This window comes from Arthrobacter sp. GmRoot5-12 (assembly GCF_059739365.1).
Genome location: NZ_AP046056.1, coordinates 1,707,226 through 1,720,297 on the forward strand (window position 1 = coordinate 1,707,226; position 13,072 = coordinate 1,720,297).

Consider the following 13,072-nt stretch of genomic DNA (forward strand, 5'->3'; position numbering starts at 1 on the left):
AACAGGATGTTGGACCATGGAAGCGCGGTCACCGGTCCGCTGCCTGTATGTGGACAAGCGACCGTCAGGCCTAAGCATGTTCGCGGATCAGAACCATGAAGGTCCTGATCCGCGAACAAGCTTATGAAAGCTCCCTTAGAGAACCGGCAGGACCTCGAGGCCGCCCAGGTACTTCTGCAGCGCCTTGGGCACGTTGACGGAGCCGTCCGGGTTCTGGTGGTGCTCCAGCAGCGCCACGATCCAGCGCGTGGTGGCCAGGGTGCCGTTCAGGGTGGCCACTGCCCGGGTGCCCTTGGCGACACCCTCGGAGTTCACCACGCGCTCACGGATATTCAGGCGGCGCGCCTGGAAGGTGGTGCAGTTGGAGGTGGAGGTCAGCTCGCGGTAGGCGCCCTGCGTGGGAACCCAGGCTTCGCAGTCGTACTTGCGTGCGGCGGAGGTGCCGAGGTCACCGGCAGCGGTGTCAATCACGCGGTACGGCAGCTCGCACTTGGCCAGCATTTCCTCTTCCCATGCCAGGAGGCGCTGGTGCTCGGCGGCGGCCTCTTCAACAGTGGTGTAGATGAACATCTCCACCTTGTTGAACTGGTGGACGCGGATAATGCCGCGGGTGTCCTTGCCGTGCGAGCCGGCCTCGCGGCGGTAGCAGGAGCTCTGGCCGGCGTAGCGGATGGGGCCCTTGGAGAAGTCCAGGATCTCGTCTGCGTGGTACCCGGCCAGGGCAACCTCGGAGGTGCCCACCAGGTAAAGGTCGTCTTCGGCGAGTCGGTAGATCTCGGCGTCGTGCTTCACATCGAAGCCGGTCCCCTGCATGGTCTCGGGACGCACCAGCGTGGGGGTGATCATCGGGACGAACCCTGCCTCGATGGCCTGGTCCATGGCCATCTGCAGCAGGGCCATCTCCAGCCGGGCACCCACACCGCGCAGGAAGTAGAACCGGGCACCGGAGACCTTGGCACCGCGTTCCATATCTATGGCACCGATCAGCTCGCCAATCTCCAAGTGGTCGCGCGGCTCGAAGTCCGGGAATTCACGGGGGGTGCCGACGGTCTTGACCACCACGTAGTCGTCCTCGCCGCCCTCGGGCACGCCGTCCTCAATAAGGTTGGGGATGGTGCGCAGGAGTTCTTCCTGCTTGGTCTGCGCGGCATCGGCCTCGGCAGACGCAGCCTTAACCGAGTTGGCGAGCTCCTTGACCTCTGCCAGCAACGCCTGCTTCTCTTCACCCTTGGCCTGCGCCACCTTCTTGCCGAACACGTTCTGCTCGGCGCGGAGGTTTTCAAAGCGGATCAGGGCAGCGCGGCGGGCGGAATCCGCGGAGATGATCGCGTCCACCACTGATTCGTCCGCGCCACGGGCACGCTGGCTGGCACGGTATTTCTCCGGGTTTTCGCTGAGGTCTTTTACGTCGATCACCACACAAGGGTATCCAATACCGCGCACGACGGCGGGCGGCAGGGTGCGTGCCCCCACGCGCCGCCCGCACGGCTACTGTTGAAGCACCATGAGCGACTGGATTCTCTACCTGCTGATTGCGGTGGCGCTTGCCTTCGCCACGTCCAGCTGGTGGGGGGTGCGCCGCCTCAAAGCACTGCATATGCGCAGCACCGTGGCGGGGGAAGTTTACGACTCCGGGCTGGCGCAGCAGCGGGTGGCCGTGGTCCTGAATCCAATCAAGGCGCGGGCCGGGGAAGCGAGGGAAATCATCCAGCGCGCCTGCCTGGCAGCCGGGTGGGAGGAGCCTGTCTTCTTCGAGACGACCGCGGAGGACCCCGGCTTTTCCCAGATGCAGGCCGTCCTGGCCGGCAAGCCGGACGTCGTCCTTGCGGGCGGCGGCGACGGTACCGTCCGGGTGGTGGCCGAGGCCCTGGCGCACACGGACATTGCCATGGGTTTGATTCCACTGGGTACCGGCAACCTGCTGGCGCGGAACGTGGACCTGGATGTTAACGACCTTCACGGCAACGTCCAGACAGCACTGTTCGGCCGCCAGCGCTACATCGACACCGCACGGATGGCCATCGAGAACTCCCGGACCGGCCACTACTCCGAGCACATCTTCCTGGTGATCGCCGGGATAGGCATGGATGCCGAGGTCCTGGCCGACACCAATGACGGGTTGAAGAAGGCGGTGGGCTGGCTCGCGTACACGGAGGCGGGCGTACGCCACCTGCCGGGCCGGCGAAAGAAGGTTTCCATTGCGCTGGACGGAAACCCGGAGCAGGTAAGGAATATCCGCAGTGTGCTTTTCGCCAATTGCGGCCTTGTCCCCGGCGGCATCGACCTGATCCCGCAGGCCATGATCGACGACGGCATGCTCGACGTTGTGGTGATGAGCCCCCGCAGCGCGCTGGGGTGGCTGCTGATGTACGTGAAAATCATGTTCAAGCACAGCGGCAAGCTGCCCATCATGACCGTTTACCGGTCAGGCAGGGTGGTGATCAAGTGCCCCGAACCCATGCCCACACAGCTCGACGGCGACACCTCGGGTGAAGCCACGCAGCTCACCGTCCAGGTTCTGCCGCGGTCACTCCTGGTCCGGGTCAAGCGGGACGTCCATGGCAGCAGTGCCACGGCGGTGCGTTAGCAAAGGTGCGTTGACAAAAGAGCGCTGACAGCGCTGTTACGTGACAAAAGCAAGAGTGCTGCGCGGCTCAGGCGCTGGCCTGCTTCTTTGCATCGGCGGCCGCCTTGGCGGCAGCGTGGGCTTCAGACTGCTCGCGGATCATGGCCTGCTCTTCCTCGAAGCGCAGGCGGTCGGCGCGGTCAGCGTCATCCCCGTCCCAGTCCTGGTTGTCAGCGGCCGGCTTGGGGTTGACGATCATCCCCTGGCCGTCGTTCTCAGTGCTGCTGGTCATGACCCTCTCCCTTCGTCAGGGGCCATACCCCGTGTGGATCAAGCAAGCATACGCATTGTCCGCAGCCCGCGGAAGTAGTTCCCAAGCCATTTGCCTACGCTCTGGGCGAAGCTGCGGAACCGGTTTCACCTGCGAAGGATTCTGCATCGAGTATGGATTCAACCCATGATTGGGCCGCAGAGAACGCCGCGTCGGAGACATAGGCCGGGACCGGCGTCTGCTGCTTGTCTGCCCGGGCGTACGAGCCAAGGAAACGCGTCCCCGGGCTGATGCGGTGCAGCCCCGCCAGCGCGTCGGCCACCCTCGCCTCGCCTGCGTGGCCGTCGGCATCAATGCTGAAGAAATAGTGTCCCAGGTACTGCCCCGTGGGCCGGGACTCGATCCGGCTGAGGTTGACGCCGCGGCTGGCGAACTGGTCCAGGATCTCCATCAGGGCTCCGGGACGGTCCTCCGGAAGCGGCACCACAACCGTGGTTTTGTCCGCACCGGTCCGCGCCGGCAGGGCCCCTGGCAGGCTCACCAGGATGAAGCGGGTGACCGCACCCGGGTTGTCACCGATATCCTCCGCCAGCACGGACAGTCCGGCATGTTCGCTGGCCACCAGCGGCGCGCAGATGGCCGCGTCGTAGTGGCAGTCCGCCGCCAGCAACCCCACGGCCGCGGCGGCGGTCGAGGAGCCGGGAACGTATTCCGCATCGGGTATGTTCTTGTCCATCCACAGCCTGCACTGGGCCCAGGCGTGGCCGTGCGTGGAAACGCGCCGGACATCTTCCAACCGCGCACCGGGACGGGTTACCAGGACAAAGCTGATGGGAATCAGGACCTCGCGGATGATCCGCAGTTCCTGGCCGGTGGCGATGGCGTCCAGCGTGGCAGTGACACCGCCCTCCACCGAGTTCTCGATGGGGACCATGGCGGCGTCGGCCGCACCTTCACGGACCTTCCCAAGGGCGGAGTTGACGTTCGACGCCGGGATCCTCACCGCCTCAAGGGCATCGGGTACCTGGAGGAGGGCAGCCTCGGTGAAGGTGCCTTCCGGACCCAGGAACGTGTAGGTGCGGGAAGTACCGGCCACTAAAGCACCAACGGCTTGAGTCCGTTGTCCGAAACCAAAGGTTTGCCGGCCTCCAGCCACTGGTCCATCCCGCCCGAGACGTTGATGGCGGAATATCCCTGCCCCGTGAGCCATTGGGCAACGCGGAAGGAGCGGCCGCCCGTACGGCAGATGACATAGAGGTCCTCGTCCGGATCGAGCTCACCCAGCCGGGCCGGGATCTGGTCCATGGGGATGTGGAGTGCGCCGTCAGCGTGGCCGGCGACCCATTCGTAGTCCTCCCGGACGTCCAGGATCACCGCGTCAGCGGGAATGTCATGCACGGGGACGGTATCGAAGTCACTCATCGGAGTCCTGTCTTGGCGGATCAGATTCAGGTTTAAGCCTAGCTCTTCCGCCCCCTTCCACCGTGAACAGGTATGCAAAGAGCCCCGGGTTAGGCTGGTGAAGCCCAAGGAGGTTTTCATGTCCCAACAGCCCGCCGCCCTCCCCGCACCCCCGGCTCCGGCCGCCCGCACGGAACGGCCTGCCGGTGCGCAAACGGAGTCCCGGTTCCGTGACTGAACTCCATGAGCTTTCGGCACTGGCCCTGCGGGACCTCCTGCGGAGTGGAGCAGTGTCCGCCGCGGAGGCCGCCGCCCATTTCCTGGCCCGGACCGGCCAGCGGAACGCCCTTCTCGGCGCCTTCATCACCGTGACCGCGGAACAGGCCATGGACCAGGCCAAGGCGGCCGATGCCCTGCATGCCCGCGCCGACGCCGATGACCTGCCTGTGCTGCACGGCATGCCCCTTGCCTTCAAGGACCTGACGGACGTGGCCGGGGTGGTGACCACGCACGGCAGTGCCGCCCTTGACCACAAACCCGCCCCCGCCGACGCTCCGCTGGTGTCCCTCTTCAAGGATGCCGGCGTGGTTTCGCTGGGCAAGACACAGGTACCTGAATTCGGACTGACGGCCTACAGCGAAAACCGCATCGCACCGCCGTCGCGCAATCCCCATGCACCCAGCAGGAGTTCGGGAGGTTCGTCCGGCGGCAGTGCAGCGGCCGTGGCAGCGGGGCTGCTGCCTTTCGCTCCGGGGACCGACGGCGGCGGGTCAGTCCGCATCCCCGCGGCAGCATGCGGCCTGGTGGGCCTGAAGCCGGGCCGGGGGCTGGTGGCAGCCGGGGAAAGTGCCGGCGATCCCGCGCGGCTGGTGGTGCCCGGTCCCCTTGCCCACAGCACGGAGGACGCGGCGCTGATGATGGACGTCATGGTCCCGGGAAACCACTACCTCCGGGCAGTGCAACAAGACGAGCCGCCGCGGCTGCGGATCGGCGTCACCCTGGACAGCCCGTGGTCCGGCACGTTTCCCTTCACGCCCGAACAGGAAGCCCTGGACGCGCTCCGTGCCGGTGAGGCCCTCCTGGAACACGCCGGCCACAGCCTGGGTGATGCATCCGTCCGCTACGACAACCGTTACCCGGATGCCTTCACGACGGCGTGGACCGCCGGGGTGGGCGCAGCCAGGATCAGTCCGACGCGTGAAGCTCTGCTGGCCCCCTTGACGCGGACCTTCCGCCGTCGGGCACAGCAGCGCAGCCCCGCCAAGCTCGCGGAGGCACTGGCATTCCTGAGGCAGTTCCAGCATGACACGGTGGCGCAGTACGGGCAGTGGGACCTGATGCTGATGCCGGCCCTGGCGCAGACGCCGCGGCCGGTGGGATGGTTCACCGGCACGGCGCATGGCGGGGAGCGCTGGCCGTCGGCGCAGTGGCCCGGGGACGCCGACGGCGACTACCGGAAGCAGTGCGAATACGCCCCGTGGTCCTCCATGGTGAATGTGTGCGGCCTGCCGGCCATCACCGTTCCCGTGCACTGGACCGGGGGTAGCGCCGGCAGTGGACTTCCCATGGGAATCCAACTTGTTGGCCCCATGGGCTCCGAAGCCCTCCTCCTGCAGGTGGCCCACCAGCTGGGCTACTAGGGAAACTTCGGGAAGCTCCACGCCGGAGGGCAGATGTTGACCTGCTCCTAACACCGGCTTAATCCGCTGGTAACCCTGGCGGCGCACACTTGAAGGAGCACCTTTCAGCACCCTCCATTCGCCCTCCGCCCGATGAGGAGTTGCCCCACCATGAACGTTGAACACCCTGCCCCAGGCACCGAAGCCACCATAACGGCAGACGACGGACGTCCAGACATGAGCAACTCGAACGTCAGGGAAGACCTGGCGATGACCGGCCGGTGCGCGCTGGTCCACCTGCCCACGGGACGGACCTGCCTCCTCCCCCTCCGGCATCAGGGGCCCTGCGAGTTCCACCGCCCGCAGGAGGCACAGGACGTGGTTGACGGCGCCTGACAATCGCGGACATTGCTCCTGCGGCCGCTGAGGCCTCTGGTGCGTTCGTTGCCCCTGGACTGGGTTGGCGTATCGACTCCCCCGCCAATCAGGAGGACGATTAAAGGGCAGTCACCATGAGGAGGTCTGTGATGTGCTACGCATCGAACAAGGACTTCGGGTGGGGCGCCAGGAAAGAAACCAAGCGCCGGCCTGAAGCCGAAACGGAAGCCCCTGCGGAAACTCCGGAGGAGCCGGTCAAGGCACCGGACTTCACGTTCTGGGCCTTCCCCAACTGGCGCAGGATGCCTGCGCCCCGCACCCCCTCCGCCGAACGGAGCAAGGAGAGGGTCTGACCCAGGCGGTGAGACCCGGGCCGGGCTGACCGGACCGAAAATGGTCCGGCCAGACTGCCGGAAGGAGGGGTTCTCACGTGAGGGCCCCTCCTGGCCGACGGCTCCCCCGCACCCTTTTCCTGCGCAGGTCATTGCGCCGGTCATTGCGCCGGTCATGACGCAATTCCTAACGCAGGACGCGGTACCGGTCGTTGTGCCGCGTCAACCGGGGCGTCTATGGTTAGACAATAAGCATGCTTAGCATTTTGGGAAAGGGGACGGACATGAGCGCAGGACAGTACACGCCAGGGCCGGAAGGCCGGCAGGAACCGGATGCCACCACGCCGTCGAACGCAGCGCAGCCATCGGGAGACCGGGCCGCAACCTACGGCGGCGCGCCGTCCTACGCACCGGACGCGGGGGGAACAGTCGGAACAACGGGGACACCGGCCACCGGGACAGCGGCGACGGGCCGTGGAGTCCCTGAACGCAAGGTCACCCGCGCCGGAGTCATCTGGGCAGGTGTAGTGGCATCCTTGGTGCTCCTGATCCTGCTGATCGTCTTCATCCTGCAGAACCAGGACCAGGCCCTGGTCCGGTTCCTTGGTTTTGAGGGGTCCGTCCCGCTGGGGATGGCACTGTTCATCGCTGCCGTATCAGGCGGCGTCTTGGTGGCCGTGGCAGGCGGAGCGCGCATCCTGCAGCTGCGCAGGAACGCCCACCGGACCAGAGTCCAGTCCAGGAGGTAGTCCCTTGGCAGCGGGTGCCGCCCGCCGCCGCGGGCGCTTCCCGCCACTGAAAGGCTGACCGCGGTGGGCAAGGTGGTGGTGATGAACCATGTGACGCTCGATGGCGTCATGCAGGGACCGGGGCGCCCGGACGAAGATCCCCGGGGAGGATTCACCGGCGGCGGCTGGGCCGTTCCGCGTGCCGACCAGGCGACGGTCCAGAAGATGGGCGGGCGCATGGGCGCCGGCCACGCCTTCCTCTTTGGACGGCGCACCTACGTGCAGCTCCTGTCGTCATGGAACGCCCAGGGCGCTCCATTCAAGGACGCCCTGAACAACACGCCCAAGTACGTCGCCTCCGGTGACCCCGCCTTGAAGCTTGAGTGGCCAAACTCAACGCTCCTTCGGGGGGACGTTCCGGCGGCTGTGAAGGATCTCAGGGAAACCTTCCCCGGGAACCTCGTGATCATGGGCAGCGGAGTGCTGATCCGCAGCCTTATGGCGGCAGATCAAATCGACGAGTACCTGCTCATGATCCATCCCCTGGTGCTGGGCAACGGTCACCAGCTTTTCGCCGGGGGAACAAAAACGCCGCTGCGGCTCCTCGAAGCCGAACACACCGCCACGGGCGTCATTATGGCCCTCTACGTGCCGGACCATCCGTAGGAAGCGCCGGAACCGATACTCCGGCACCTCCCGGGCGTGCCCCACGACCAAGTGGCAACCGTCAGCTGCCGCCGAGGGATGCGAACTTCCGCGCCCGGGCAGCCACGAGTTCCGGCACGGGAACGCCGGCCACCGAGCCCAGCTCAAACTCAATCGCCCGGGCCATCCGGGTGCAGAATTCGCGCGGCTCCAGAGAAGCATCGTCCCGCTCATCCACAATGTGGTCCACCAGGCCGGTCGCGTACAGCGCGGCCACGTTCACTCCCTGCGCCTGGGCCATGGCCGGGGCGAACGCGGTGGTCCGGTGCACGATGGCGCTGGCACCTTCCGGAGGAAGCGGTGAGAGCCAGCTGTGCTGGGCGGCGATGGTCCTGTCCGCGGGCAGCAGTGCCAGCGCACCTCCCCCGGCGCCCTGGCCAAGCAGCACGGAGACCGACGGCGATTCCAGACCGATCAGTTCGTGCAGCGAGCGCGCAATTTCGCCGGCAAGTCCGCCCTCCTCCGCCTCCTGCGACAAAGCAGCGCCGGCGGTGTCGATCACGGTGAGCAGCGGCAGCCGCAGTTCCTCCGCCAGCTTCATGCCGCGGCGCGCCTCCCGCAAGGAACCCGGTCCCATCCCGGCGGCGTCCTTCCGAAGCGGGCGGGCGTGGCCCAGGACGATGCAGGACTGGGTGCCAAAGCGCGCCAGTGCCAGCAGCAACCCGGGGTCCTTCTCCCCCTGTCCGGTTCCGTTCAGGGGGAGAGCGTCGGTGGCGCCGACCTTCAGCAGCTGGCGCAGGTCCGGCCGCCGGGGACGCCGGGAGATCCCAATGGACGTCCAGGCGTCAACTGTTGAAGGCCGGACGTTGAGGGTCTCGGGAGGCGCAGGGCGGGCAGCCACCGGGCCCCCGGGAGAGAGGATGTCCAGTGCCCGGCCCACCAGGTCTGCAAGATCGCCGGGTTCCACCACGCCGTCGATCAGTCCCTTGTGGAAGAGGTTCTCCGCCACCTGCACGTTCTCCGGGAACGCCTCGCCGTACAGCGCCTCGTACACACGGGGACCCAGGAAGCCCAGCAGGGACCCAGGTTCCGCCACGTTGATGTGGCCCAAGGAACCCCACGATGCCATGACGCCGCCGGTGGTGGGGTGCCGCAGGTAGACCAGGTACGGCAGGCCGGCCTGGCGGTGCGCCCGGACGGCGCCGGTGATTTTCACCATGGACAGGAACGCGAGCGTCCCTTCCTGCATCCGGGTTCCCCCGGACGCAGGACCGGCCAGCAGCGGCAGCCCCTCCGCGGTGGCGCGTTCGACGGCGGCAACGATCCGTTGCGCCGCCGCGTGGCCGATGGAGCCGGCCAGGAAGGAGAATTCGCTGACGATCAGCGCAACGCGGCGGCCGCGGATGAGGCCGGCGCCGGTGACCACCGACTCATCGGCGCCGCTGCGTTCGCGCGCTTTTGCCAGGTCGCGGGCGTACTCGTCAGAGACGTCCGGCTGTTCCGGTTCGGTGTCCCAGGAGACGAACGAGCCCTGGTCCACCACGGCGTCCAGCAGTTCGGTTGCGGTCAGGTGCCGCACCTTTTCCTTCGTCGGCATGCTATTTGGCCCCCGCCGTTGCAGAAGCCAGGCCCAGCCACTCGCGGATTGCCGGCCCGTCCTCGTCCAGCAGCGGCGGTGCATCGTGCTGGGTGGGGGTGGTTTCGGCCGCATCCCCGGGAGCGAAGAACCGCAGCGGCGGGCCGGGCAGGCTCACTTTTCCGAGCAGCGGGTGGTCCACATCCACCACCAGCCCCTGGGATGCCACCTGCTCCCAGGCGTACACCTCGTCCAGCGAGCGGACCTTCCCTGCCGGGATCCCGGCGTCGTTCAGTTTCGCCAGCAGTTCCGCCGCACCGTAGCCGGCAAAGGCGCGTTCGACGGCGGCAATCACCCCCGCACGGTTCCGCACCCTTTCGACATTGCTGGCAAAGCCGGGGGCACCCGGCTCCAGGCCAAAGGCCGCAGCAAAGGACGCCCACAGCTTCTCGCTGCCGACGCTGATCTGTACGCTGCCGTCCTTGCAGTTGAACAGGCCGTAGGGGGCGATGGACGGGTGGTGGTTGCCCTGGGCCTGGGGAACTTCGCCTGCAACGGTGGTCCTGGTGCCCTGGAAGGCATGGACGCCGATCAGCGATGCCAGCAGCGACGTGCGTACCACCTTGCCCTGGCCGGTCCGGGTCCGCTCCACCAGCGCCGCGAGCACGCCGAAGGCGCCGTTCATCCCGGAAAGCAGGTCGGCAATTGGAACGCCGACGCGCTGGGGGTCGTCCGGCCCTGACCCGGTGAGGGACATGAGTCCGGCCTCGCCCTGCAGGATCTGGTCGTAGCCGCTGCGCTGGGACTCGGGCCCGTCGTGGCCAAAGCCGGTTATGGACAAGATCACCAGCCGCGGGTTGATCTCATGCATCGCCGCGGTGGAGAAGCCCAGCCGGTCCATGACCCCGGGCCGGAAGTTTTCGATCACCACGTCCGCCCGCTCCAGCAGGCCGCGGAGCACCGCCTGCCCGTCGCCGCTCTTCAGGTCCAGGCTGATGGACTCCTTGTTGCGGTTGCAGGACATGAAGTAGGTGGACTGGAGGTCGTCTTCGGGGCCGACGAAGGGCGGCCCCCAGCCGCGGGTGTCGTCACCGGTTCCGGGGTTCTCCACCTTGATGACGCGGGCGCCGAGGTCCGCCAGCATCATGCCTGCGTGGGGCCCGGCCAGTGCGCGGCTGAGGTCGACGACGGTGTGCCCGGCCAGGGGGCCTTGGCGGTTCTCGGTGCTCATGGTTTGGGTTTCCTTTCTGGAACGGGTGGCGGACGGCCGCCGGTGTGGGGCAGCGGCGGCTAGAGCCAGCCGGGCACCACCAGCGCCAGCCATGCCAGGACGGGGCCGGCCACGATCACGATGCCGCTGTAGCCGAGGATCCGCTTGTAGAACTGGTCCTTGTCCACGCCTTCCGGGGCATTGGCCAGAACCAGCGCGCCGTTGGTGGAGAACGGTGAGACGTCCACGATGGTGGCGGACACTGCGAGGGCGCAGATGACGCCGACGGCGCCGATCTCGCCGGTGGAGAGGAACGGAACCGCGAGCGGGATGAGCGCTGCAAGGATGGCGGTGGAGGAGGCAAAGGCGGATACCACGGCACCGATGAAGCAGATGATGAGGGCGGCCAGGAGCGGCATTCCCATTCCGGCAACGCCGCTGGAAACGAACTTGATGGTTCCAGCTTCCTCCAGCACTCCGACGAACGTCAGCATGCCGCAGATCAGCAGCACGGTGGACCAGCTGATCTTGTTGATGGCCCCCTTCTGGGCTGCGGGTGACACCAGGGCCAGCACAATGGCGATGGTGATGGAGACGAAGCCGACGTCCATCTTGAAGCCAAGGGCCACGACGGCCAGCACGATCAGGCCTGCAATGGTGACCAGCTGCGGAATCCGCTCTTTGCGCTCCTTGGTGGCCGCGACGCCGTCGCCTGCGGGGTCCCTGGGACCGTACATGCCGGAGCCGAAGCCCTTGAAGGGGACGTCGGCGCCGGCTTTGGCGCCGACGCTGACGGCCATCCGTGCCTCAGCTGCCTGCTCCACGAACTGTCCCACCTTGGAGGACATGAGGTTCCTGCCGCCGAGGACCACGAAGAGCACCAGTGCGATGACCAGGTTGAAGATGAAGCTGGACAGGAACAGCGCGGTGGGGCTGAAGGCAAGGTCCGTCTTGGCCAGGATGCCGTTGACGGTGACACCGTAGACGGCGATGGGCGAGAAGCCGCCCGCCTGGGCGCCGTGGATCACCATCATGCCCATGAGCAGCGGGCTGATCTTGTACTTGCCGGCGAAGCTCAGGGCGATGGGGGCAATGATGGCGACGGCGGCGGGAGACAGGGCGCCCACGGCGGTGATGACGGCGGTGATGGCGAACATGACCCACGGGATGAGGGCAACGCGGCTGCCCACCAGGCGGACTGCGCCGCGGACCAACAGGTCGATGGTTCCGTTGTTCTGCGCTATGGCGAACAGGTAGGTGACGCCGACGATGGTGAGGAAGAGGCCGCCGGGAAAGTTGGCCAGGATCTCGTTGGTGGACATGCCCAGCACCAGGGCGCCGAGCAGGAACGCGCCGACGAAGGCGAGCGCGCCCATGTTGAGGGGCAGGACGGTGGCGAGCAGGAACATCGCCGCGAGGATGATGATCGATAAGACAGGAGCGGACATCGTTGGTCCTCCGTTGGGGGAAAGAAAGAATGTGACGTGAGTTACTGGCTCACTGGACTAGCCTCTTAGACAGTGAGTCTATCTGTCAATAGACGAAGGAGGTATTCTGGTCCCTACGACCCCGAGGGAGGGCTTTGTGGAGAAGACAGCACGGCTGGGCCTGGAACGCGTCACGCGGCCCCGGCTGTACGAGCAGCTGGTGGAGCAGATCCTCGCCTACATCGAGTCCGCCCAGCTCCGGCCGGGCGATCTCCTGCCGGCGGAGCGCGACCTTGCCGAACGGCTTGGGGTTTCCCGCGCCACGCTGGCGCAGGCGCTGGTGGCCCTGGAAGTGCTTGGCGTCATCGACGTGCAGCACGGCACCGGCGCAGTCCTGGCCCGGCGGCCCAGCGTAGCCTCGGTCATCAAGGGCCTGCGCGAGCACCAAAGCCGGCTGCCCGAAATCGTGGAGGCGCGCAGCACCCTGGAAGTGAAGCTTGCCGCCCTCGCCGCCGAACGCCGGACCGGCCAGGACCTTGCCGCCATCGACGATGCCCTGGACGTCATGGCCAGGGAAATCAACGACGGCGACCGCGGCACCCACGGCGACGAACTGTTCCACCAGGCCATCACCGCGGCAGCACACTCGTCCGTCCTGGCACAGCTGATGGCCTTCATCGCCGAGATGATCCTGGAAACGCGGATGGAGTCGCTGGGGCAGCCCGGCCGGCCCGAACAGTCCCTGGCGTCGCATCGGAAAATCGCCGATGCCGTCCGGGCCCAGGACGCGGCGGCGGCCGCGGACGCCATGCTGGCGCACATCGAGCTTGTCTCGGACGTGGAGCTGCTCCGCTAGCCAGGCCGCGCGACACGCGGAGGCGTCTGGTTTCCCGGACAGCAGGACCCGGTTGCGGGTGTT

General features: G+C 66.9%; 14 protein-coding genes. 7 read left to right on the plus strand and 7 right to left on the minus strand.

The window, feature by feature from the left end; translation table 11 throughout:
• Nucleotides 1–135: 135 nt before the first annotated feature.
• The gene (serS, locus tag AC6JAM_RS07760; RefSeq protein ID WP_026265933.1) at nucleotides 136–1,416 is read right to left on the minus strand and encodes a serine--tRNA ligase; all 1,281 of its coding nucleotides are present in this window, start codon (nucleotides 1,414–1,416) and stop codon (nucleotides 136–138) included.
• 88 nt (nucleotides 1,417–1,504) lie between these two features.
• Between serS and AC6JAM_RS07765 the strand changes: the two genes are divergently transcribed.
• Nucleotides 1,505–2,587, plus strand: coding sequence for a diacylglycerol/lipid kinase family protein (locus AC6JAM_RS07765; RefSeq protein WP_018770273.1), 1,083 nt, complete (start codon nucleotides 1,505–1,507; stop codon nucleotides 2,585–2,587).
• A gap of 67 nt (nucleotides 2,588–2,654) precedes the next feature.
• Here AC6JAM_RS07765 and AC6JAM_RS07770 read toward each other — a convergent pair whose 3' ends face one another.
• The 3 genes from AC6JAM_RS07770 to AC6JAM_RS07780 form a co-directional block, all read right to left on the minus strand.
• Nucleotides 2,655–2,858, minus strand: coding sequence for a hypothetical protein (locus AC6JAM_RS07770; protein WP_018770274.1), 204 nt, complete (start codon nucleotides 2,856–2,858; stop codon nucleotides 2,655–2,657).
• A gap of 94 nt (nucleotides 2,859–2,952) precedes the next feature.
• Nucleotides 2,953–3,933 carry a prephenate dehydratase gene (gene pheA, locus AC6JAM_RS07775; RefSeq protein ID WP_018770275.1) on the minus strand — a complete coding sequence of 327 codons (981 nt, stop codon included), beginning with the start codon at nucleotides 3,931–3,933 and terminating at the stop codon, nucleotides 2,953–2,955.
• A complete protein-coding gene (locus tag AC6JAM_RS07780; RefSeq protein ID WP_056388424.1) occupies nucleotides 3,933–4,259 on the minus strand; it encodes a rhodanese-like domain-containing protein in 327 nt (108 codons plus the stop codon). Before AC6JAM_RS07780 ends, pheA begins: the two co-directional genes overlap by 1 nt.
• A 209-nt stretch (nucleotides 4,260–4,468) precedes the next feature.
• On the opposite strand from AC6JAM_RS07780, the gene AC6JAM_RS07785 reads away from it, so the two are divergent.
• The 5 genes from AC6JAM_RS07785 (at nucleotide 4,469) to AC6JAM_RS07805 (ending at nucleotide 7,961) form a co-directional block, all read left to right on the plus strand.
• Nucleotides 4,469–5,878, plus strand: coding sequence for an amidase (locus AC6JAM_RS07785; RefSeq protein WP_134165319.1), 1,410 nt, complete (start codon nucleotides 4,469–4,471; stop codon nucleotides 5,876–5,878).
• 150 nt (nucleotides 5,879–6,028) lie between these two features.
• Entirely contained in the window at nucleotides 6,029–6,253 is a 225-nt protein-coding gene (locus AC6JAM_RS07790) for a hypothetical protein (protein WP_018770278.1), read from the plus strand.
• Between the two features lie 131 nt (nucleotides 6,254–6,384).
• Nucleotides 6,385–6,588 (plus strand): hypothetical protein, encoded by a 204-nt coding sequence (locus tag AC6JAM_RS07795; protein WP_018770279.1) that lies wholly within the window; start codon nucleotides 6,385–6,387, stop codon nucleotides 6,586–6,588.
• A 263-nt stretch (nucleotides 6,589–6,851) separates the two neighbouring features.
• On the plus strand, nucleotides 6,852–7,316 hold the full coding sequence (locus AC6JAM_RS07800; protein ID WP_018770280.1) for a LapA family protein: 465 nt from the start codon (nucleotides 6,852–6,854) through the stop codon (nucleotides 7,314–7,316).
• A gap of 81 nt (nucleotides 7,317–7,397) precedes the next feature.
• Complete coding sequence (locus tag AC6JAM_RS07805; RefSeq protein ID WP_497934418.1) at nucleotides 7,398–7,961, plus strand: dihydrofolate reductase family protein; 564 nt, start codon at nucleotides 7,398–7,400, stop codon at nucleotides 7,959–7,961.
• A gap of 61 nt (nucleotides 7,962–8,022) precedes the next feature.
• Here the strand turns inward: AC6JAM_RS07805 and AC6JAM_RS07810 are convergent, their stop codons facing one another.
• From AC6JAM_RS07810 to AC6JAM_RS07820, 3 genes are read right to left on the minus strand one after another with little or no spacing between them, the layout of a single operon-like run.
• Nucleotides 8,023–9,537 carry a carboxyl transferase domain-containing protein gene (locus AC6JAM_RS07810; protein ID WP_497934420.1) on the minus strand — a complete coding sequence of 505 codons (1,515 nt, stop codon included), beginning with the start codon at nucleotides 9,535–9,537 and terminating at the stop codon, nucleotides 8,023–8,025.
• Nucleotide 9,538: 1 nt separating this feature from the next.
• Entirely contained in the window at nucleotides 9,539–10,747 is a 1,209-nt protein-coding gene (locus AC6JAM_RS07815) for a CaiB/BaiF CoA transferase family protein (RefSeq protein ID WP_478222544.1), read from the minus strand.
• A 59-nt stretch (nucleotides 10,748–10,806) separates the two neighbouring features.
• A complete protein-coding gene (locus AC6JAM_RS07820; protein ID WP_018770284.1) occupies nucleotides 10,807–12,174 on the minus strand; it encodes an SLC13 family permease in 1,368 nt (455 codons plus the stop codon).
• A 136-nt stretch (nucleotides 12,175–12,310) separates the two neighbouring features.
• Between AC6JAM_RS07820 and AC6JAM_RS07825 the strand changes: the two genes are divergently transcribed.
• Entirely contained in the window at nucleotides 12,311–13,009 is a 699-nt protein-coding gene (locus AC6JAM_RS07825) for a FadR/GntR family transcriptional regulator (protein WP_488315262.1), read from the plus strand.
• Nucleotides 13,010–13,072: the final 63 nt, after the last annotated feature.

Coding starts and splice junctions, on each gene's coding strand:
- AC6JAM_RS07810 (WP_497934420.1), bottom strand. CDS start 9,537: ATGCCGACGAAGGAAAAGGTGCGGCACCTGACCGCAACCGAACTGCTG.
- AC6JAM_RS07790 (WP_018770278.1), top strand. CDS start 6,029: ATGAACGTTGAACACCCTGCCCCAGGCACCGAAGCCACCATAACGGCA.
- AC6JAM_RS07820 (WP_018770284.1), bottom strand. CDS start 12,174: ATGTCCGCTCCTGTCTTATCGATCATCATCCTCGCGGCGATGTTCCTG.
- AC6JAM_RS07800 (WP_018770280.1), top strand. CDS start 6,852: ATGAGCGCAGGACAGTACACGCCAGGGCCGGAAGGCCGGCAGGAACCG.
- AC6JAM_RS07805 (WP_497934418.1), top strand. CDS start 7,398: ATGAACCATGTGACGCTCGATGGCGTCATGCAGGGACCGGGGCGCCCG.
- AC6JAM_RS07765 (WP_018770273.1), top strand. CDS start 1,505: ATGAGCGACTGGATTCTCTACCTGCTGATTGCGGTGGCGCTTGCCTTC.
- AC6JAM_RS07815 (WP_478222544.1), bottom strand. CDS start 10,747: ATGAGCACCGAGAACCGCCAAGGCCCCCTGGCCGGGCACACCGTCGTC.
- AC6JAM_RS07780 (WP_056388424.1), bottom strand. CDS start 4,259: ATGAGTGACTTCGATACCGTCCCCGTGCATGACATTCCCGCTGACGCG.
- AC6JAM_RS07770 (WP_018770274.1), bottom strand. CDS start 2,858: ATGACCAGCAGCACTGAGAACGACGGCCAGGGGATGATCGTCAACCCC.
- AC6JAM_RS07795 (WP_018770279.1), top strand. CDS start 6,385: ATGTGCTACGCATCGAACAAGGACTTCGGGTGGGGCGCCAGGAAAGAA.